This is a genomic window from Flavobacterium ardleyense, from assembly GCF_033547075.1.
GTDB lineage: Bacteria > Bacteroidota > Bacteroidia > Flavobacteriales > Flavobacteriaceae > Flavobacterium > Flavobacterium ardleyense_A.
Map to the genome: position 1 here is coordinate 1,444,299 of NZ_CP137891.1, position 21,972 is coordinate 1,466,270.

Here is a 21,972-nt window from a genome sequence, read left to right on the forward strand (position 1 = left end):
GCATTACCATATGAAACTATTAATTGTCCTACTACTATTTGTACAGATTTGTCTTTCTCAAACTTCTTCACTTAATAAAGTATTGATGGATGGTGAAAAGGCCTTCTCAGATAAAAATTATACAGAAGCAAAAAAGTACTATCTGCAAGCTGTTTTATTGGATCCGAAAAATAGAGATGCTCTATATAATCTCGCAGCTTCTGAATTAAGTTTAGGCGAAACAGAAAATGCTTGTGAGCATTGGTATAAATTATATTTGTTAGGGGATGCATCAGGAGTAGAGCATATACAAGAATTTTGTCCAAATTTTAAAGAAGGTTCGATCGTTTCGGTGAAACAATTGGATAAACAGCCAAGCTTTATTTGGGATGCAAAAGAGTATCCTTTGATAGAAGATGGAAAATTACATCCAATTTATTTGAAAGCATTGAAAAATAAGTTGTTGCGCTCCAAGTACTTGATGTCTAAAGTTTCAGGAAAAAATATTTTGCAATTTAAAGTAAATAGTAAAAGTAAATTAGAGTGTGATATGATTCGAATTGGCGCGGCAGAAAAAGATCGCCAATTTGTAAAAGCTCAATTTATTTCTATAATGAAATCCCTAGTTACCTATGTTGCTGCGATCAAGAATGGTAAAGCAGTCGATTATTGGGAAGCAATCAGTTTGCCGCTAAATTTGCAAAATGACTGAGGTTAGCTTTTAACTTGCAGCGCAGGGCTAAATAGTAAAAAGGTTAGCTTACAACTATTGCAGAGGTCTTCTCGGCTTGTCAATTTAAAATTGGCTAAAGCAATTAACTAATTTTCTATGCGTATGCCTAACGTGGAGCGAATTCTGATTCTATAGATAAAATGTTCAAGTTTTTTAAAGTAATGATATCAGAAATGTCATTCAAAAAGTTTAATTTTCGGCATGTAAAAAAGCTAACAGCAACAGCTAAGAGCTAATTTCACACTTTATGACAAATTCGCCACAAGAAGAAGAATGGTTATTTGAGATAACTCCTAAGAATAAATTTCTGACGCTAAATCTGAAAGAGATTTGGCAGTACAGAGATTTGTTGATGCTTTTTGTCAAACGAGATGTGGTCACTGTTTACAAACAAACTATTTTAGGGCCATTGTGGTACTTGATTCAGCCATTATTTACCTCAATAATTTTCACGATAATTTTTAACAATGTCGCTGGCATCGATACTGGATCAGTACCGCCATTTTTATTTAACCTCGCGGGAATTACAATTTGGAATTACTTTACATCCTGTCTCAACGATACTTCGGACACTTTCAAGAAAAATGCTGCTATTTTTGGTAAAGTATATTTTCCACGAGTTATCATGCCATTATCGGTGGTGGTATCTAATTTATTAAAATTCGGGATACAATTTGCCATTTTTATTGCTTTTTATATCTACTACTACTTTCAAGGAGCGGCGATTAGTATGAATGGATTAGCAGTATTTTTTCCTATTCTTGTGGCAATGATGGGTATATTAGGTCTTGGTTTGGGAATGATTATTTCGTCTCTAGTCACCAAATACCGTGATTTTACGTATCTGATAGGTTTCGGAGTACAATTGCTTATGTATCTCTCGGCAGTAATGTACCCAATGGCATTGCTCAAAGAAAAACTTCCAAAATACGGTTGGCTTGTCGATTTTAATCCACTTGCCTATATCGTGGAAACTACCAGATTTATGCTCCTCAGTAGCGGTGAAATTTCAATTTTGGGACTTGCGATGAGTTTTGTACTTACAATCTTAATCTTTGTCGGCGGACTTTTAATGTTTAACAAAACGGAAAAAAGTTTTATAGATACGGTTTAAGCTGTCAGCTTTTAGGTTTTAACAGTCGGCAATTAGCTCTCAGTTTACGGATTGCAGTGATCAGCTTACGACCTAAAGCTTACGTTTTACGGCTTTCAGCTTACAGTTAGCAGTTAATAGTTTGCACTTGCACTTATAGCATCAAATCATCGTCACTTCCAACCTCACTGCTTCATTTACTGAGGTTTTCAAAGTATCAAAGAAGACTGAAGGGAAATTTTTCTCAGCAGTGAGTGTCTATCTTTCAGCTTCTACAATAAGAAAAGGTAGCAGCTCACAATGATTTGTCTCACATCAAGCCTCTCTTTTCTGTGGAGAAGGTTGCGGGAAGATTCTAAAAATGGCATTTAGCTTAGGCTCCTCTCCAAAATAAGTTACTTCTTGCTCGCCAACTTTGATTGCACCAATTCGAGCAATTGAAATTAGAGAGCGGTGATTTTCTGCACCCACGTGAAAATCTACTTGAGATACGAATTGAAAAATGTAAGCTAGCATCAATTCTTTTACTTCGCGATTGAAACCTTTTCCCCAATGCGAAACTTTAAAAAAGGTATATCCAATTAAAATACTTTTATCATCTGCATTATAATCATAGAAACGTGTACTTCCGATAATTTCTGATGTGGCTTTGTCAATGATTTTGAAAGCACCGCCGCTTTTCATTGCTCCTTCAAAGAAATTTATGAAAACATCTCTCTTCCAACGATCTTTATTAGGATGTTGCTCCCAAATTTTAGGATCCGAAGCTGCGAGGTACAATTCGTCAAAATCTTCTTCAGTTAGAGGACTAAGAATTATGTTGTTGGTTTCTAGAAATGGTTGCAGGTTGATCATCAGATTTATGATTTATGAAGTTTGATTTACGAAACACGATATGTGATTCCATAGTTTGTGATTTACTAATTTAAAGTGAATTTATTTAATATACAATCCTCAAGAATTGCCAGCTAAAGACTAAAAGCCGACAGCTAAAAGCTAAAACATAAATTGTATATTTGAAACTGATTTTTATCCTTAAATTTAGTGCCAAATGATTAATGTTACCAAAACTTTTTTTCCGCCAATCGAAGAGTATAACGCCCAAGTGGCGCGGATATGGGAAAATCAGTGGTTGACAAACCGTGGCGAATTGATAGTGGAATTAGAACAAAATTTGAAGGAATATTTAAATATTTCCAATATTACAATTACCAATAACGGAACTATTCCCCTACAAATAGCATTAAAAATTTTAGGGAATCAAGGCGAAATAATTACCACTCCTTTTAGTTATGTTGCCACTTCGGCGGCAATTGTCTGGGAAAATTGTACTGCTGTATTTGTGGACATTGACCCGGCGCATCTCACCATTAATGAAACAAAAATTGAAGCGGCAATTACGTCAAAAACCACTGCCATTCTTGCGACGCATGTATTTGGTAATCCATGCAATATCGAAGCGATTGAGCAAATTGCCGCAAAGCATGGATTGAAGGTGATTTATGACGCCGCCCACGCTTTTGGGATCGTGTATCAAGGAAAATCAATTTTCGAATATGGCGATGTGAGTACTTGCAGTTTTCACGCCACCAAACTTTTCCATACCGGCGAGGGCGGAGCGATGTTTGCCAATGACGAGAAATTACGTCAACAACTGTATTACAGTCACAATTTTGGACATAATGGACCGCTGGATTTTCATGGTCTTGGCATTAACGGAAAAATTTCTGAACTGCAAGCAGCAATGGGATTAGCGGTTTTTCCATATATGGACGAAATTCTCAAAGCGCGCAAAGAAGTGGTCGATTACTATAATTCAAACCTTAATTTGGACAGACTTCAAACCATGCGAATCCGCGAAAATACCGAATGGAATTACAGCTATTACCCAGTTATCTTTGAAAGTGAAGCGCAGCTACTAGATGTTCAGAAAGCTTTAAATGAGCAGCAAATTTTTCCCCGACGCTATTTTTATCCCTCACTAAATACCATTGATTATGTGAAAGGACAAAAAATGCCGATTTCGGAAGATATAGCATCTAGGATTTTGTGCTTACCGCTTTATAAAGGAATTGAACAAGTTGATTTGGAAAGGATAGTTGGGTTGGTGAACGAAATTTGATTTACGATTTACGAAGTACGAAGTTTGATATACGATTTGCGAAGTACGAGGTTTGATATACGATATACGAAGTACGACGTTTGAATTAAGAAATACAAAAATGTGTATCTGCAATAAAATATAATCGCAAACGGCTAATAGCTGAAAGCTAAAGGCTAAAGACTAAAAGCTAATAGCTAAAAGCTAGATAAATAATAAATTATGCTAATACTAGGTGCAAAAGGATTTGCCAAGGAACTTCTACAATTGCTGATTGAAAATGGTGAGGCGGAGAATGCGGCCTTTTTTGATGATGTTACTGTAGATATGCCAGATAATTTATTTGGCAAATATCCCGTGCTCAAAAATGAACTGCAAGCCAGAGAATATATCAGAAACAATGACAATCGATTCTGCTTAGGTTTAGGAAATTCCATTTTGCGTAATAAGATGGCCACAAAATTCACAAGTTGGGGTGGGATTCTTACTAGCACAATTAGCAATCAAGCAATCATTTCCAACTTGGATGTTCAAATAGGTATTGGTACAAATATAATGGCAACTGCATTAATTTCCCCCTCTGTAGAAATTGGCGAAGGATCATTAATTTATTTCCATACCAGCATTACTCATGACTGCAAACTGGGAAAATATGTAGAAATTTCTCCCTCTGCCACCATACTCGGTCGCGTAAGCATTGGCGATTTTGCACAGATTGGCGCAGGTGCAGTAATTCTTCCCGATCTTAAAATCGGAAAAAATGTTATCGTTGGAGCAGGTGCTGTCGTAACCAAAAATGTTCCCGATCATGCTGTGGTCGCGGGAGTTCCTGCAAAGATTATTCGATTTCAAAGTGATTTATAGCTATCAGCTTACAGCCATCAGCTTACAGCTTACAGCCATCAGTTTACGGTTTACAGTTAACAGCCATCAGCTTACAGCCGTCAGTTTACGGTTTACAGTTAACAATCTACAGATATCGCTAATAGCTAATAGCTAAAGGCTAAAGGCTAAAGGCTAAAGGCTAAAGGCTAAAGGCTATCAGCCAACAGCTAAACCCAAATTTATTCCTATTTTTGTTTGCGTTTCGGTAGTTTCATTTACCTTTAAACGACTTATTAGATTTTTTAAGCTTTTCAATGACAGACGATATAATCTTAAAGGCCGAAGATATTTCAAAACAGTACCGCTTGGGTCAGGTGGGTACTGGGACTTTGAGTCATGATCTTAATCGATGGTGGCACAGCATCCGAGGCAAGGAAGATCCGTATTTAAAGATTGGCGATGTCAATAATCGCGCTATCAAAGGGCAGAGTGATTATGTTTGGGCACTAAAGGACATTAATTTTGAAGTTAGAAGAGGCGAGGTTTTAGGTATCATCGGTAAGAATGGTGCTGGAAAATCGACACTGCTCAAGATACTTTCAAAAGTGACTTCTCCCACCACCGGAGTGATCAAATCCAAAGGTCGGATTGCGTCTTTGCTTGAAGTAGGAACAGGTTTTAATCCCGAATTAACGGGTAGAGAAAATATTTTTCTGAACGGTGCGATTTTGGGAATGACCAAAAAAGAAATCAGTTCAAAAATAGCCGAGATCATCGACTTTAGTGGTTGCGAGCGTTATATCGATACACCTACAAAGCGCTACAGTTCGGGGATGACGGTCAGACTTGCTTTTGCGGTAGCGGCATTTCTCGAACCCGAAATTTTGGTCATTGACGAAGTTTTGGCGGTTGGCGATGCCGAATTCCAGAAGAAAGCTATTGGCAAGATGCAAGATATTTCTAGACAAGGAGGAAGGACTGTCTTGTTTGTAAGCCATAATATGGCGGCTGTAAAAAGTTTGTGCACAAGGGGAATCGTTTTAGAAAATGGGATGGTGTCCTTTCAGGGTAATATTGATGAGGCATTAGAAATCTACAACAGTAGTTCAGATTCCACTAGTTCAAAAATCTCATGGCTTCCCGAAGAGGCTCCTGGAAATTCAAACGCAAAAATAGCTGCAATACGATTTTACAAAGAAAGCGATTTATTTTATATAGAGGATGATATAGCATTGGAAGTAGATTTTTGGAATTTTTGCGACAATCAAACTCTAAATGTCTCAGTTTCTATACACTCTAGTAACGAGGTTTATATCATGTCTTCACCTAATCTAAACAGAATTCCATTAAAGGCAGGAAAGTATAAAAGCGTTTGTACGATTCCAAAAGATTTTCTGAACACAGGGAAATATTATTTTTCAATACTTTTGGTTGGAGATAATTTTGAAATTATCAGTCAGCTAGACAAAATAGTAAGTATAGAGCTTAATGAGAGAGGCGATCATAGAGCGGATTACTTCGGACACTGGAGCGGAGTTGTAAGACCTTATTTAACTTGGGAGAATTCGATAATTGAAACATTGTAGATGAAGTTAAGAAATAAAGTCAAAAAGTGGATCAAGAGATCGTTTAAGTTATTTCGAGTACTAACCTCTAAAGATCAATATTTTTTCTACAAGGGATTTAAAAAATTTGATCTGATTATTTACGATGATCTTTTTCCACATCCAATTTCTGGATTTCGTAATGAAGAATTTAAAGAATTGCTCTCTAAATTTATAAATTCCAAAATTCTTTTACAATCTTCTGCCTATCCCATTGTGAACTCTCCCAAAAGTCAGCATGAGGATGATATCGCAGATTTTAAATTACGTAATAAAACGCTAGAGAATAAATTAGAGATTAAGAGGGGCTTTATAAATATTAATACCAAACTGTTCTACTGCATATTTCTAAATAACATTTACGAAAATATTGACTTGTTGGAAGACTTTAAGATTCCATTCGTATTTACGTTATATCCGGGAGGAGGATTTAAATTAAATGAATCTTTAAGTGACCTTAAATTAAGACGAGTTCTTAGTTCACTGATGTTTAGAGGGGTAATTGTCACCCAAAACATCACTCATGATTATTTAACCCTAAATAAATTGTGTCCAACAAAAGATATTCATTTCATTTTTGGCTGTGTTGTTCCACAAATATCAGCGACTAATTATTTAGCAAATAAAGAGTACTATTCAGTTAATAAACCCACATTTGATATCTGTTTCTGTGCAGCAAAATATACGGAAAAGGGAATTGATAAAGGATATGATGTTTTTATTGCATTTGCTCATCTGATTTGCAAAGAATTCGATTTTGTAAGATATCACATTATTGGTGGCTTTGACGAAAATGATATCGATGTCTCTGAACTACAAGATAAAATAACTTTTTGGGGTTATCAGAACTTCAACTCTTTGGGTACAATTTATAAAAAGATGGATGTAATTGTGTCACCAAATGTACCATTTATGTTAAGTAAGGGCGCCTTTGATGGGTTTCCGTTGGGGACAGTAATAGAGGCAGCGTTAAATGGGGTTGTAGTACTAGTAACAGATGAGTTAAAGCAAAATAGCGTATTTTGTCCTGGTGAAGACCTCATAATTATTCAGAATGATGTTAATTCGATTGCAGTGGAAATTAGATTTTTAATAAATTCTCCTCAACGGTTAAAGGATTTTGCCGATGCTGGGAGGAAGAAATTTATGGAAGTTTATGCTAATGATAAGCAATTATCACCAAGAGTAGATATATTGAAAATATAGAATAAGCAAGTGACAATTTGAAATGTTTAAAGGGCGTAGGTATAGGAAGTTCAAAAAAAAATTAAACTTCTTCCTAACTGTGAAATACAAGTATATTCTGCAGTAATTGTTAGGTACTTTCATTAACATTTTAGACTTATTATAGGGCGGTTAAACAAGGTTTAATTTAAAATTGATACATTTGATTTCCAAATCTCAGAGATAACTACCGCATTTATGAATTCATTACCAAAGGTCAGCGTTTGTATGATTACCTATGGTCACGAAAAGTATATTCGTGAGGCGATAGAAGGCGTGTTGATGCAGGAATGTGACTTTGACGTTGAGCTTATTGTTGCCAATGACTGTTCTCCTGATTCTACAGATGCCGTGGTAAAAGATATCATTAAAAATCACCCCCGCGGCAATTGGATTCGATATTTCAATCAAGAAGAGAATTTGGGAATTGGAGATAATTTTAAATTCGCATTACAGGAATGTACAGGAGAATATATTTCGATATGTGAGGGGGATGATTATTGGATAAATCCTAAAAAACTTCAAATCCAGGTAGATTTTCTAGATCGAAATCAGGATTATATAATTCATAGTGGAAATGCTATCTTTAAATCTTCAAATCCAAAAACAAACGAAAAAACCGTCTTTAACTTAACTAAAAACAGTGTTTTTAAATTAGAAGATTTCTTGGTAAATAATAACCTTATTACTTGTACATCAACTTTCAGAAATTTAAAAATTAGCTTTCCTGAAAATTTTAAACAAGTAACTTTCAAGGATTGGTACTTATATGTCCTACTGCTTCAAGCATCAAGCAAGGAGGCTTATAGAACGAATGAAGTATATTCAACTTACAGAATTCATGAAGGTGGTGTGATGAAAACTTTATCTGACAAAAAGTACTTTGAAGAGCATATATTTCAAATTAAAACAATTAAAGCTCAAATTAAATATAGACAATTACCATTTGTTGCAAAAGCGGTCGCAGATAGCTACTTTTTAAGCCTATATAAAATTAAGCTGAAGGAAAAATTATATCGTGAAGCTTTAGAAATTGCTGTTGCAAATTTGAAATTTACTGGCAGGGATTTTTCATTTTTAAAGCACTTTAAGATTACTGCTAAAAATTTAATAATCAAAGATTAATGAGTAATAATCCCACAGTATCGGTTGTCGTTCCTTGCTATAATCAAGCTCAATATCTTGACGAAGCTTTACAATCTGTTTTGGATCAAACTTATACAGATTGGGAGTGTATTATTGTCAATGATGGAAGTCCCGATAATACTGCAGAAGTAGCGCAAAAATGGGTAGAGAAAGATTTTAGGTTTAAGTATATACATCAAGAAAATGCCGGTCTAAGTGCCGCAAGGAATGCAGGTATTGAGCTCGCGCAAGGTGAATTTATTTTGCCATTGGATTCGGATGATAAGATTGGAAAGGATTATTTACGATTTTCGGTAGAGGTTTTTCAAAAGGATGCAGAAATTAAAGTAGTGTACTGCAAAGCAAGAAAATTTGGTAGTGTTGATATGGACTGGGATTTACCACCTTTTGATATTGATGAGTTGTTCGTTGACAATATGATATTTTGTTCTGCATTTTTCAAAAAGGAAGATTGGTTGTCTGTAGGTGGTTACGACATAAATATGCGGGAAGGTCTCGAAGATTGGGAATTTTGGATTTCATTATTAAAAGATGGTGCAAAAGTTCATCAATTAGAAAGGGTGGAATTTTATTACCGGATTAAAAATAATTCTATGATTTTATCAATTTCAAAAGTAGATAAGATGAAATTAAAGCAATATATAATGGTAAAACATTCAGAATTTTATATTCAGTCGATTAATAAATTATATATAAAATACCGGTATTTGAAAAAAAGATCAAATAGGAATATAAGTTTATTTGAAAGATTATGGAATATTTCGTTTTTAAATAAATAAATTCAGCATTTTCGAACACGTACAATCTTAAAAATAAAAACAAATGCTTCTTGCGATTATCATTCCATATTACAAAATAGCATTTTTTGAAGCGACTTTACAATCGTTGGAAAATCAGACTAATAAGCGCTTTAAAGTTTATATTGGAGACGATGCAAGTCCTGAAAATCCCAGCGATATTCTCAAGAAATATTCTGATAGTTTTACATTTAAGTATAAAAGATTCGCTGAAAACTTAGGGGGAATCTCATTAGTACAGCAGTGGGAAAGATGTATAGATTTGATTGATGATGAGGAGTGGTTAATGATTTTGGGAGATGATGATGTTTTGAGTGAAAATATCGTTGAAGAAATTTATAATAATTTAGTTTATTTGGAATCAGAGAAAATAAACGTCGTACGATTTGCTTCGCTGAAAGTAAATGCTAGTGGCGATAAAATTTCGAAAGTATATTTAAATCCTAGGTTTGAAAAATCTACTGATTTTTTATTTAGAAAGACAAGAAGCTCACTAAGCGAATATGTTTTTAAAGCCGAAAAGGTAATTGCAATAAACTTTAAAGACTTTCCGCTTGGATGGTATTCGGATATTTTGGCAATGTTAGAGTTTTCGGAATTTGATACCGTTTTAAGTATAAACAATGCAGTAGTTTCAGTACGGATATCAGAGCAGAGTATTTCAGGAAGTAGCAATAATTTAGAATTTAAATCTCAAGCTGCTTTTCATTTTCATTATTACTTACTTAGAAAAAAGTCCCATTTTTTTTCAGGAGAACAGATTAGTCAATTATTTGATAGGATTTCTCAGTCGTATTTAAACGATAAGAAAAATGTTAAGTATTTTTTTATGATATCTAGTTTGTATATTTATAAATTCAGATGGAGGCAGTACATTGGTTTTCTGAAACAAATTTATTTTAAATTATTAAAGAGGCAGTAGAGTGAGAGTAGGTTTTAATCCAAATAAAGACAAAGAGATTGTAAAATCTGATTACTTTCATCAGATTATAATGCCTGTTTATATTCCTAACCAAGAAGGGTATTTTCAAGATTCTTTCAAGATTCTTACGATGAGTTTGGAGTCTCTGTTTAAAACTTGTCATTCAAAAACTTATCTTTCCATTGTTGATAATGGGAGCTGTAGTGAAGTATCTTCATATTTGAACACTCTTAAAATAGAAGGTAAAATTCATGAGTTAATTCAAACTTCTAATATTGGAAAACTTAATGCGATTTTCAAAGCTTTATCGGGGCATCAGTTTGCGTTGATAACCATTACCGATTCTGATGTTTTATTTAAGAACGGATGGCAAAGTGGTACTTATCAAGTCTTTGAAAATTTCCCGAAAGCGGGTGCGGTTTCACCTGTTCCCTCATCGAAAATGTATAAGTATTATACTGAGAATATTATTACCTCAAATTTTTTCTCGGATAAGCTAAAATTTACTGACGTTGTTAGTCCTGAGGGCATGAAAGCATTTGCTAGCAGCATTGGAAATCGAGAGTTTTATAACAATGTACACTTATCAAAATATCTTACTATTGAATCGTCAAAAATCAAGGCAGTTGTTGGTGCGGGTCATTTTGTATGCACCTATCGAGCTGAGGTTTTTGTAGATCGCAATATGAATTTTTCTATATACAGCTTGGGTGGTGATAGTGAAGGTAGATTTTTAGATAAATCTGTGTTGCAGAAAGATCTCTGGAGATTATCTACCACGGACAATTATGCATTTCATATGGGAAATGTCTTTGAAGATTGGATGACAAGAACATTTAAAGAAATTTCATTAGAATCGCTGCATTTTGATGCTTTGGGTCTACTAAAAATTAAAAATCGTAAATTCACACCACTAACGAAAATCTTTGCAAAGTTATTCGCAAATAAAATATTTCGAAACATTTTCTTGAAGTATAAGGGTTTGACCGCGGAGCAAGCTACTATCTATTAAGCTATGAAAAAGTTTTTATATCACTATTATCTAAAAATAAAACGGCAAAATTATATTAACAGACAAAAAAAATCTGGCACTTCTATAGCAACTAATACAAGTGGTTATATGAATGTAATTTTTGAAGGTGAAAATGCCGTTCCTGAAGGATGTACGTTTTCGGGAAAAATTTTTCTTGGTCATCGAACCACTTTGGGGAAAAATAATTTACTTTCTGGAAACATTCATATCGGAAAATATTGTCAGCTTGGAATGAATGTGGCATTACATGGCACAAATCATCCAATATCTTTTTTAAGTACTTATATTAATTCAAGACTTTTCGATGGACTATCAGAACTGAAAAGCGAAAAACATATAAGTATAGGGAATGACGTGTGGATTGGTCATGCAGCTATAATTCTTGGTGGAATTAACATTGGCAATGGTTCTATAATTGCCGCCGGCAGTGTTGTAACGAAAGATGTTGAGCCATATTCTATTGTCGCAGGTAATCCAGCTAAAATTATTAGAAAGCGCTTTTCTGAAAATATAATTAGCGAGATTGAACAGCTAAAATGGTGGGATAAAAGCGATGAAGAGTTAATAAAAATCAAACCTTTATTTTTTAAGGACTTCTCAAAAATAAAAAGCATTTATGAATAAAACAATCGCCATCATTCCAGCAAGAGGAAACTCAAAACGGCTACCGGGGAAAAATCTTCTCCCACTTGGCGGCATTCCCCTAATCGCACACAGTATTCTTTATGCGCAAGCAAATTCCGAAACAATCGATGCCGTTTATGTCTCTACAGATTGTGAACAGATAAAAAACGTAGCTCTGGAATACGGGGCAAAGGTTATTGACCGCCCAGTGGCGTTATCGGGACATTTAGAGCCTACCGTTTCTGCATTAAAGCATGTGCTTGAAAACATCGAGATTGTAGATTCAGTTATTTTGCTGCAGCCTACAAATCCATTGCGACCTGTCAACTTACTAAAAGAAGCGTTTGAAAATTATACACATAGTAATGTGGATAGTTTGTTTACGGTAACTCGAAATCATCAGAAGTTTGGCAAAATAATGGAGGGTCGCTATATGCCCTTTAATTACAAATTAGGTCAGAGAAGTCAGGATTTAGATCCTCTCTATTTTGAAAATGGTTTGCTTTATATTAGCAAAGCTGATTTAATTTTGAGAGATATAATTTTGAGTGAACTTGCAATACCATTTATTATTGACCATCCATTTGCTAAAGTCGATATTGACACGCAGGAGGATTTTGATTTTGCTGAGTACGTTATTAGTAGGAGTCTTTAGCTTTCAGCTCTCAGCTCTCAGCTTTTAACTTTTAGTCTTTAGTTTTCAATCTTTTGCCCAAGATTCTTATACCTTGATTAATATAGTATATAAAAAATTTTAATTTAAGTTGACATATATTATTTTCTAAGCAGAATATTATGGAATTTTATTAACTGTAAATTTTAATATAGAACTTCAGTTAGTTGAACATGATTCTGAAGTAATGAGAAAGAGCGAAAAAACAGGCCTTAATTAGTGCCGATTTTATGCCTATTTAAACCTTATCCTAATGTAGAAATGCAATGAACTCTATATATGGACTTGATTCAAAATAAATTAGCAGCTAAGAATTGGCACTTCGACTGCAGCCGCAGTGGCATCCCACTAAATTTTAAAAAGTAGTAACATTGTACTAAATACCATTTAATGAAACCATATATAGAGATTGCAGGTAGAAAAATTGGCGCAGATTACCCGCCATTGGTGATTGCCGAGTTAGGAATCAATCACGAAGGATCTTTAGAAGTTGCTAAGGAAATGGTAGATGCTGCTTCTCGGGCGGGCGTAGAAATGATTAAGCATCAGACTCATATTGTAGAAGACGAAATGAGCGGTGCAGCAAAGAAAGTTATTCCCGGAAATGCGGCCGTCTCTATTTATGAAATTATGCAGCGCTGCGCATTGAGTGAAGAAGAGGAGCTGGAACTGAAAAATTATGTGGAAAGCAAAGGGATGATTTTTATTTCGACTCCCTTTTCGAGAGCGGCTGCACAAAGACTGGAGAAATTTGATGTTGCAGCTTACAAAATAGGCTCGGGCGAATGCAGCAATTATCCCTTGCTAGAGCATATTGCTGCATTTGGAAAACCGGTAATTTTGAGTACCGGAATGAATGATCTTGAAAGTATTGCCAAAGCAGTAGCGATATTTGACGCAAAAAAAGTTCAAGTTGCACTTTTGCACACTACGAATTTATATCCAACACCAATCCATTTGGTGCGCCTAGGTGCAATGACCCAAATGAGTGAAGCATTTCCAGATAAAGTATTCGGGCTCAGCGATCATACCTTAAATAACAATGCCTGTCTGGCAGCAGTTGCGCTGGGTGCTGCTATTTTGGAAAGACATTTTACCGATGTTATGGAACGTTCTGGACCCGATATAGTATGCAGCATGGACGAGAAAACTTGCCAAGAACTAATTAAAAATTCAAATGAAATTTGGCAAATGCGAGGTGGCGTAAAAAAGGCGGCGGAAGAGGAGCAGGTTACTATAGATTTTGCCTTTGCTACGGTTTGCAGTATTGCTACCGTAAAAAAAGGGACAGCCTTAAGCAAAGAGAATATTTGGGTAAAGAGACCGGGCACAGGGGCGATTAAAGCTGAGCATTTTAATTCGATTTTAGGAAAGATCGCCACTAGAAATATAGAAAATGATCAGCAATTAGAATATAAAGATTTCGAATAAAACTATTGTTCACAAAAAAAGGCTCTCGAAATTGAGAGCCTTTTAGTTTCTACATAGAAGCATTTCTATTTTTGTCAAGGAAACTTAGAATGGCAGCAGTTGCAAAAGCGCCCGCCATATAGTATCCTACTGTGAGTGCTTTTGTTTTAAAGGATTTGGTAACGGGTTCGTCATTAAGTCCCATTTCTTTGGGCAAGGCGATGGCACCTAATCCCGCCAGTATTCCAGAAGATGCTGCACGCGTCCAAAGATCTTTGCGATTGCCTGCTATCAAACTAAAGTATGCCGCGTTGCTCATCAAATCGCCAGCAAGAGTTGCTTTATACAAAGTGTTTTTATTAGATATTTTTACTCCAAAAAATTCCGAAGTCTTCTGCAATGCTTCTTCACCAACTAGATCTATCCGAGGCATACCTTCGTCAACATTTTTTAGTGTTTCGTGCAGAGCGGTAAGAACTATGGCGCCACCTAAACCAGCAATTAAATTTAAAGTTTTCATAGAGTTTGTTTTATAAAATTAATCAAATTCTGATTTCTCAAAATTTGTTAGTAATAAAAGGACAGTAGAGTCAACAATTCAAAAAAAAACAGAGTCAATTTTTTCTTTGGTTTCGTTTTTACCGAGGTAGAAATTAATGACAAAAATTTGCTTGACTCTGAGTTATAAATATATGCATAGAGGTGGATATCTGACTTATATAATTTAGCGCAATATTTATAATATTATTTAAATGCGTTGTCTTCTAAGGAATTTAAAATTTATTTGGAAATTTTACGCTCAAAAATTATTATATAGTATCTTTCCTCAAAAAGATGATATGGAGAATCTCTACGATTTAAGCAAAAAGTTTGAATATGAAAACGGCTTTTATGCTACAGCGAATGCATCGCGGTTTAGTAAATTTATGACACACCTAGAGTTTTTTAAAAGAACTTCAGAAGTTCGAGGAGAAATTGTAGAATTTGGAATCTTTAAAGGAAATTCTTTTTTTAGATGGATAAAGTTTCGGGATTTATTGGAGCAGACATATAGTCGGAAAATTATTGGCTTCGATATTTTTGGAGATTTTCCTGAGGCACAATTGGAAGAAGATAAAGCTAAGAGAGATGCCTTTGTTAAAGAAACCAATGGTGGAGTAAGTATCAGTTTTGAAGAAATAAATACATTATTACAGCAGCAAGGCCTTGCGGAAAATGTTGACATTATAAAAGGAGATATTCTCATAACATTAGAAAATTATTTACTAGAAAACCCACATTTAAAGATATCTCTTCTTCATATAGACGTTGATTTATACGAGCCTTCAAAACATATTTTGGAGAAATTATTTGATAAGGTTACCAAAGGAGGAATTATAATTTTTGACGATTATGGTGCCTTTGCTGGAACAAATAAAGCAGTTGATGACTTTTTTAAAAATAAAGTTGAAGTAAAAAAATTACCTTATTCCCACGCTATTTCATACATTGTTAAATAGCTATTGAAGACAATATTGTTGTTTTATACTTCGGTAAATTGATTAAATGTTGGTTTACAATAGTGCCTTAACTTGAAATAGTATGTTGTTTGCCGATGACTTTGCGAGAAGGATGGGAGAGAAAATCCTTTGTTGTGGCGTTGCGGAGCAAAAGCCACAACAAAGATTGGGAACGGACAGCCTGACCAAGCCTCCGAAAATTTACTGCCTACTCAAAAACGTTGTGGCGCAGGGCTCGCCCTAATAAAAAAAATAGCTCTAGTTCATTCAAAGCTCCTTTATAAATAGCTCAGCATTTTTCTTATATTTGCTAAGCAACTAAAATTTATGACAAAAAAAATTCTCTTTATCAGCGGTACACGTGCCGACTTCGGGAAAATCAAATCATTGATTAAAATCGTTGAAGGCGATAGTCAGTTTGAAACTACGGTTTTTGTTACGGGAATGCACCTGCAGGAAAAGTATGGTTACACCTTACTAGAATTTGAGAAGTGTGGAATTACCAATATCCATACTTTTGAGAATCATACTGACGAAACTACGATGGATCTAACTTTGGCCAAAACCATTCAAGGACTTTCAGAATATGTTCAGAACAGTAAACCGGATTTGATCGTGATTCATGGCGATCGAGTAGAGGCGCTTGCTGGCGCTATTGTGGGTTCGCTAAATAATATTCTGGTGGCACATATAGAAGGTGGCGAAATTTCGGGCACAATTGACGAACTGATCCGCCATTCGACTTCCAAGATGAGTCATATTCATTTTACTTCCAACGACTTGGCCAAAAAACGCCTTATTCAGATGGGCGAAATTGAAGAATCAATCTTTACAATTGGTTCGCCAGATGTGGATATAATGTTTTCGGAGTCGCTGCCTAGTTTGGAGGTTGCAAAGGAATATTATGATATCCATTATGCAAAATACGCTATTGTAATGTTTCATCCAGTTACGACTGAGCATGACGAAATGCAGAAATATGCAGAAGATTTTGTCGAAGCTTTGCTATTGGACGATCAGAATTATGTAGTTATTTATCCAAATAATGATTTGGGAAGTTCGCTAATTTTTGAAGCATATGAGCAGCTTCGCGGAAGTTCACGCTTTAAAGTAATTCCATCTTTGAGGTTTGAATACTTTTTGACTTTACTAGAAAACGCCGATTTTATAGTAGGAAATAGTAGCGCCGGAATACGGGAAGCACCTTATTATGGAATTCCGATTATTAATGTTGGAAGCAGGCAGCAAAACAGGTCGCAGCATCCTAGTATTTTGAATGTAGGGTATAATAAGTTTGATATTTATGAAGCTTTGCAGGAGAAGAAAGTGAAAACTGCCATAACTACAACCGACAATTTCGGTGATGGAAATTCGGCAGAAGCATTTTTAGAAGCCTTGCAGAGTGATGGACTTTGGGAAGTAAATCGTCAGAAACAATTTAGGGATATTTAAAATTGTGATAGTGTCAAATAAAAGAGTGGTTTTAATTTTTCCAGACGGAGTAGGTATTAAGAATTATCTGTATTCAGATGTGTTTAAAAATACTGATACTGAACTGATAATTCTACATAATTTTGATGATGAAACCCAAAAATTACTATCTGAGATAACATCGGTTACAGAATTTTATAAAATTCCAAAATATATAGAATCATTCAAAGAAAAGTTTTTAAGAGAACTAATTTGTCTTAGTCGCTTAAAGTATAATTCGAAAATTGCAGATAATGCGACAATACTTAGCAATTGGAAAACAGATCATAAAGGTCTTTCAAAAAAGGTTTTCTATAAGCTGATAAGCAAATTGTCAACAAAGACCACTGATTATAAGAGCATATTAAAGCTAGAAAAAGCATATCAGAAGTCACTTAGAAATACAGATTTTTATAATCAAGTTAAGAATCTATTCTCCGAAATTAATCCTGACTTGGTTTTTTGCGCGCATCAAAGAGGTTTGCAATGTGCTACCATATTTGCAGTCGCAGAGGATCAAAATATTTCAAATGCAACTGTTATCTATTCATGGGATAATTTGCCAAAAGCAAGAATGGCTTTAAAAGCTGATAAGTATTTAGTTTGGTCAGTTAATATGAAGGATGAAATGCATCTTTATTATCCAGAGATATCATCGGAGCAAGTTGTAGTTTCTGGGACACCACAGTTTGAATTTTATGGCGACAGCTCGAATATTACTCCCAAAGATGAATTTTATAAAAGGTATGAATTAGATGTAGATAGGAAGATTATTTGTTTTTCGGGCGATGATACAAAAACCTCCCCAGATGATCCCAAGTATCTGTTTGACTTAGCATCTGAAATGAGTAGGAATAATTTGCAAAATGAGTATCAGATACTACTTCGCAGATGTCCGGTAGATTTCTCGGGTCGATTTAATGGCGTTATCAAGCAATTTCCAAATTTGATAAAAGAGGCTGCTCCAATTTGGAGTGTCAATTCGACAAACGTATGGTCAACGGTATTTGCTCTGCCAGATGATATTGCGCTGTTGGTTTCAACTGCCTTTTACTCTGATATTGTTGTGAACGTAGGTTCGACAATGGCTTTTGATTTTGCGATGTTTAAAAAGCCGTGTGTTTTTATTGCTTATGATCAAGAGATAAAAGTGGAGAGCAGCTGGTCGGTAGATACTATTTATAAGTTTCAACATTTCAGAACTATGCCTAATAATAAAGCTGTTATTTGGTGGACAAAAAAAGATCAAATTACCAATATTATTAAAGCGGCAAAATATGTTCCTGAAACAGATACTTGGATGGACACCGTTTTAGGAGACTACAAACACAGTTCGTCACTCATTGCTGATACCTTAAAATTATAAGTATGCACATTTGCTTTCTTTGTAATGAATACCCTAAAGAAGGATTTCCGCATGGTGGCTTTGGCACTTTTGTCAAAACTATTGCTTTGCAATTAGTAAAAACAGGAGTTGCCGTAAGTGTTGTGGGCGTTAATTATGAAAGTAAGTATGAGGAAGTAGTTGAGAATGGTGTTAATATATACAGAATTGAGAGACATCAAATAAAAGGACTGTCGTGGTTTTTGAATTTCAGAGATATCAATAAATGTCTAAAGAAGATTCATCATAACTCGGCTATCGATATTGTGGAAGCTTCAGAGTTAGGCTTGGCATTTATAAATAAAGCTCCAAATATCAAGTATATCATTAGACTCCATGGCGGGCATCATTTTTTTGCCGAAGCAGAAAAGCGCGGAATTGATAAATGGAAAGGTTTTCAGGAAAAGAAGTCATTTAAGAAGGCGGATACTTTTGTGGCGGTTTCAGAATATGTAAAAAAACATACGGAGCTATATTTAGATTTTAATAATAAAAGCGTTGCAGTAATAAATAATCCGATTAATTTTTCGCTGTTTAAACCTTCAGAAAATCCGAAACAAATTAAGCACCGTCTAGTTTTTGTAGGAACGGTTTGTGAGAAGAAAGGAGTACGACAACTTCTTGAGGCATTTCAAGAAGTGAGACTGAATTATATAGATGCAACTCTTGATATATATGGACGAGACTGGTTTTATCCAGATGGTAGGTCTTATATTGCGGAGCTGCGAAAGATGTTTACGCAGTTACAGATGGATAAAATTCGATTTATGGGAACGGTTGCTCATACAGATTTACCCGAGGTATATGAGTCGGCAAATGTATGCGTATTTCCTTCTCATATAGAGACTCAGGGACTTGTGGCTCCAGAAGCGATGGCAATGGAAAAAGCAGTTATTTTCTCTAAAACAGGTCCAGGGCCAGAGACGATAATTGATGGAGAAACTGGATTTTTAGTAGATCCTTATAATTCGAAAGAGATTGCAGAGAAGATAATGTGGTGTTTTAAAAACGGAGAAGCGGTACAGCAGATTGGAAAAAATGCAAGGATTGCTACTATTAATAAGTTTGCTGTTAATATGATTTTGGAAAAAAACATCGAATTTTATAAAAAATTGTTGAAAAAGAAGCCTTCTGTCAGAATTGCAGATTTGTAAAATTACTATAGTGAATTGTAAATTGTCTAGACATAAAATATTAATTGTTACCAATATTGTAACTATATGAAAATTTCATTTGTCATACCAGTTTTTCGTAATGAAGGTTCGATAGAACCAACATATGAAAAGATTAGAGACTTAATGCTAAAAATTTGTGTTGAATGTGAAATTATTTTTATCAACGATGGTTCTGATGATAATTCGATAGGTGAGTTAAAAGCACTTCATAAATCAGATAAGCAACTTAAAATAATTTCTTTCAGCCGAAACTTTGGACAAGTTGCGGCAATAGTTGCGGGATTAAAAATTGTTACAGGCGATGCCGTAATTATAATGTCTGCTGATTTACAAGAGCCTATTTCGTTGGTGGAAGATATGATCAAGAAACACCGAGAGGGGAGCGAAATAGTAATTTGCCATAGGATAGATAGGGATGATAGTTTCATAGCTAATATTGCTTCATCGATTTTTTACAAATTGATGAAATCGTTAAATTCTAAAATGCCACGAGGTGGATTTGACTTTATGCTATTAGGAAATGATTCTCTTCACGCTTTAAATTCTATTGAGGAGAGGAATAGATTTTTGCAAGGGGATATATTGTGGCTAGGTTTCAGTACAGTTTTTATTCCATATCGACGGCTAAAAAGAACTGTAGGAAGATCACAATGGACATTATCTAAAAAACTGAAATATTTTATTGATGGACTTATTAATTCCTCATACGTACCAATAAGAATGATGTCACTGATTGGAATAGTCACCTCTTTTATTGGGTTTATTTACGCATTGTACATTGCTTATAATAGATTTATGAATAATACGCCATTTGACGGGTGGGCTCCTATTATGATTTTAATCTTGATTATCGGAGGCTTAATTATGCTAATGCTTGGAATTATTGGAGAGTATGTGTGGCGTACCTACGACGAAACTAGAAAAAGGCCATTATACATTATTAAAGAAAACAGCAGGGATGAATAAAATTATTAAAAGAATTAGTAACTATCCAGTATTAATTACTGTAATTAGCTGCACTGTTTTCTTCTTTTTACCATTTAAGCCTAAGCCTTTTGGTGACGGCGAATATCACGAGGGCACAATAGACCTAATCGAATTTATTCTAAATAATTTTAATGGAAACGTACGCGTTGATAAGGGTTTATTTACATTGTTTTATTATCTTCTTCCTTACTCTTTAGTGTACTATTTCAAAAGTAGTGCGCTCTTTTATTTGGCAGGAGCTATTTTCAATTGTTTGGCTACATGTATTGCGGTAAAGTATATTTTCAAAACTTTTGATATCATAGGATTTGCTGCTAAGACAAAGTTCTTTATCATTGCATTGTTAAGTTTGTTTCCAATACATATATATTATTCTTATGGAATTTTAGCTGAGCCCGCTGCATTTCTTATAGTAGCACTGTTAGTTTATTTCTGGGTGAAGATTGTTTACTATAAAACTTTTAGTTCTAAAAATCTTTTTATTCTAGCACTTATAACTGTAGCTTTAATTGGTGTAAGACCAAATTTACTTCCATTTGCTATTCTTTTTATTTTTCTTATAGCATTTGTTGGAATAAATTTAAAAAGTAAAATTATGTACATTGCAACCCTATTGTGTTGTGCGTTTTTACTATTCAGTGCAGAAAAAGCAATCAGTAATACGGACGGAGAATTTAAGAAGAAAATTTTTAGACAACAGATTTTATGGTCTCGTTTTGAACTTCGTGATGAACCATTTAATTGGCTTCCACAACACGGTCAAGATGAATTTGCGTCTGATGATTACCTTAACAATCTAAAGAAAAGAGCAGAGTTGGACTCTATAATAGAAACATATAATTTTGATCCAACATCATATTATTTGAATTATGTCTTAACCGATATAGTTGAAAATCCTGCTTTAACACTTAGGCAATATTCTTTAAAGTTTTTTCAAGCGCAATCTTTTGTCATCACTCCTCTGATGAAATCCCAAAAAAGTCCTATTATTAAATTCGGAATACATATTTTTATAAATAGTATTAACCTCACTTTAGTATTAAGCTCAATATTAGGAATCTATTTATTATACAAATCAAATCAATTAGTACTTCTACTGCCACTATTGTTCCTGTGGGGCTGGTCCATATTGTACATCTTAATCTTTCATTCAGAGCAACGATATATGTTTCCTTCTAGACCAGTATTAATTTTTCTCTCTGCCTTCACCTTTGATGCGATTTTGAGAAGAGTTAAATCCCGACAAAAAATAAAGTTTGAATAATTTTATATACTGCAACATGGCAAATAAGA

The 21,972-nt window shown here is 34.6% G+C and carries 21 protein-coding genes; 19 read left to right on the plus strand and 2 right to left on the minus strand.

What is annotated here, in order from left to right:
* The first annotated feature begins 10 nt into the window (after positions 1-10).
* Together SBO79_RS06255 and SBO79_RS06260 are read left to right on the plus strand one after the other, a co-directional pair.
* Positions 11-691, plus strand: a complete 681-nt coding sequence (locus SBO79_RS06255; RefSeq protein WP_318643141.1) for a tetratricopeptide repeat protein — start codon at positions 11-13, stop codon at positions 689-691.
* A gap of 268 nt (positions 692-959) precedes the next feature.
* Positions 960-1,826, plus strand: coding sequence for an ABC transporter permease (locus SBO79_RS06260; protein ID WP_318643143.1), 867 nt, complete (start codon positions 960-962; stop codon positions 1,824-1,826).
* A gap of 294 nt (positions 1,827-2,120) precedes the next feature.
* On the opposite strand, the gene SBO79_RS06265 is transcribed toward SBO79_RS06260, so the two are convergent.
* A complete protein-coding gene (locus tag SBO79_RS06265) occupies positions 2,121-2,660 on the minus strand; it encodes a GNAT family N-acetyltransferase (RefSeq protein WP_318643145.1) in 540 nt (179 codons plus the stop codon).
* A 196-nt stretch (positions 2,661-2,856) separates the two neighbouring features.
* On the opposite strand from SBO79_RS06265, the gene SBO79_RS06270 reads away from it, so the two are divergent.
* The 11 genes from SBO79_RS06270 to SBO79_RS06320 all read left to right on the plus strand — a co-directional run bounded on the left by SBO79_RS06270 (position 2,857) and on the right by SBO79_RS06320 (position 14,185).
* Complete coding sequence (locus SBO79_RS06270) at positions 2,857-3,927, plus strand: DegT/DnrJ/EryC1/StrS family aminotransferase (RefSeq protein WP_318643147.1); 1,071 nt, start codon at positions 2,857-2,859, stop codon at positions 3,925-3,927.
* A 201-nt stretch (positions 3,928-4,128) separates the two neighbouring features.
* Complete coding sequence (locus SBO79_RS06275; RefSeq protein ID WP_318643149.1) at positions 4,129-4,770, plus strand: acetyltransferase; 642 nt, start codon at positions 4,129-4,131, stop codon at positions 4,768-4,770.
* Positions 4,771-5,045: 275 nt separating this feature from the next.
* Positions 5,046-6,317 carry an ABC transporter ATP-binding protein gene (locus tag SBO79_RS06280; protein ID WP_318643151.1) on the plus strand — a complete coding sequence of 424 codons (1,272 nt, stop codon included), beginning with the start codon at positions 5,046-5,048 and terminating at the stop codon, positions 6,315-6,317.
* The gene (locus SBO79_RS06285) at positions 6,318-7,541 is read left to right on the plus strand and encodes a glycosyltransferase family 4 protein (protein WP_318643153.1); all 1,224 of its coding nucleotides are present in this window, start codon (positions 6,318-6,320) and stop codon (positions 7,539-7,541) included. It begins immediately after the preceding gene.
* Positions 7,542-7,757: 216 nt separating this feature from the next.
* Positions 7,758-8,684 carry a glycosyltransferase family 2 protein gene (locus tag SBO79_RS06290; protein WP_318643155.1) on the plus strand — a complete coding sequence of 309 codons (927 nt, stop codon included), beginning with the start codon at positions 7,758-7,760 and terminating at the stop codon, positions 8,682-8,684.
* Positions 8,684-9,484 carry a glycosyltransferase family 2 protein gene (locus SBO79_RS06295; RefSeq protein WP_318643158.1) on the plus strand — a complete coding sequence of 267 codons (801 nt, stop codon included), beginning with the start codon at positions 8,684-8,686 and terminating at the stop codon, positions 9,482-9,484. The genes SBO79_RS06290 and SBO79_RS06295 overlap by 1 nt, the downstream gene beginning before the upstream one ends.
* A gap of 43 nt (positions 9,485-9,527) precedes the next feature.
* On the plus strand, positions 9,528-10,424 hold the full coding sequence (locus SBO79_RS06300) for a glycosyltransferase family 2 protein (RefSeq protein ID WP_318643160.1): 897 nt from the start codon (positions 9,528-9,530) through the stop codon (positions 10,422-10,424).
* Position 10,425: 1 nt separating this feature from the next.
* The gene (locus SBO79_RS06305) at positions 10,426-11,436 is read left to right on the plus strand and encodes a glycosyltransferase family protein (protein ID WP_318643162.1); all 1,011 of its coding nucleotides are present in this window, start codon (positions 10,426-10,428) and stop codon (positions 11,434-11,436) included.
* Between the two features lie 3 nt (positions 11,437-11,439).
* On the plus strand, positions 11,440-12,081 hold the full coding sequence (locus tag SBO79_RS06310; RefSeq protein ID WP_318643164.1) for a CatB-related O-acetyltransferase: 642 nt from the start codon (positions 11,440-11,442) through the stop codon (positions 12,079-12,081).
* Positions 12,074-12,736: an acylneuraminate cytidylyltransferase family protein gene (locus SBO79_RS06315; protein WP_318643166.1), complete on the plus strand. Its 663-nt coding sequence runs from the start codon at positions 12,074-12,076 to the stop codon at positions 12,734-12,736. Before SBO79_RS06310 ends, SBO79_RS06315 begins: the two co-directional genes overlap by 8 nt.
* Positions 12,737-13,144: 408 nt before the next feature.
* Positions 13,145-14,185, plus strand: coding sequence for an N-acetylneuraminate synthase family protein (locus tag SBO79_RS06320; protein ID WP_318643167.1), 1,041 nt, complete (start codon positions 13,145-13,147; stop codon positions 14,183-14,185).
* 49 nt (positions 14,186-14,234) lie between these two features.
* Here the strand turns inward: SBO79_RS06320 and SBO79_RS06325 are convergent, their stop codons facing one another.
* Positions 14,235-14,684 (minus strand): hypothetical protein, encoded by a 450-nt coding sequence (locus SBO79_RS06325; RefSeq protein WP_318643169.1) that lies wholly within the window; start codon positions 14,682-14,684, stop codon positions 14,235-14,237.
* Positions 14,685-15,003: 319 nt separating this feature from the next.
* On the opposite strand from SBO79_RS06325, the gene SBO79_RS06330 reads away from it, so the two are divergent.
* From SBO79_RS06330 to SBO79_RS06355, 6 genes are all read left to right on the plus strand, one after another.
* Positions 15,004-15,663, plus strand: coding sequence for a TylF/MycF/NovP-related O-methyltransferase (locus SBO79_RS06330; protein WP_318643171.1), 660 nt, complete (start codon positions 15,004-15,006; stop codon positions 15,661-15,663).
* Positions 15,664-15,990: 327 nt separating this feature from the next.
* Positions 15,991-17,115 carry a UDP-N-acetylglucosamine 2-epimerase gene (gene neuC, locus SBO79_RS06335; protein WP_318643173.1) on the plus strand — a complete coding sequence of 375 codons (1,125 nt, stop codon included), beginning with the start codon at positions 15,991-15,993 and terminating at the stop codon, positions 17,113-17,115.
* Positions 17,116-17,125: 10 nt separating this feature from the next.
* Positions 17,126-18,499, plus strand: a complete 1,374-nt coding sequence (locus SBO79_RS06340) for a hypothetical protein (RefSeq protein ID WP_318643175.1) — start codon at positions 17,126-17,128, stop codon at positions 18,497-18,499.
* Between the two features lie 2 nt (positions 18,500-18,501).
* A complete protein-coding gene (locus tag SBO79_RS06345; protein ID WP_318643177.1) occupies positions 18,502-19,671 on the plus strand; it encodes a glycosyltransferase family 4 protein in 1,170 nt (389 codons plus the stop codon).
* A 66-nt stretch (positions 19,672-19,737) separates the two neighbouring features.
* The gene (locus tag SBO79_RS06350) at positions 19,738-20,658 is read left to right on the plus strand and encodes a glycosyltransferase family 2 protein (RefSeq protein ID WP_318643179.1); all 921 of its coding nucleotides are present in this window, start codon (positions 19,738-19,740) and stop codon (positions 20,656-20,658) included.
* Positions 20,651-21,943: a hypothetical protein gene (locus tag SBO79_RS06355; RefSeq protein WP_318643181.1), complete on the plus strand. Its 1,293-nt coding sequence runs from the start codon at positions 20,651-20,653 to the stop codon at positions 21,941-21,943. The genes SBO79_RS06350 and SBO79_RS06355 overlap by 8 nt, the downstream gene beginning before the upstream one ends.
* Positions 21,944-21,972 lie beyond the last annotated feature (29 nt).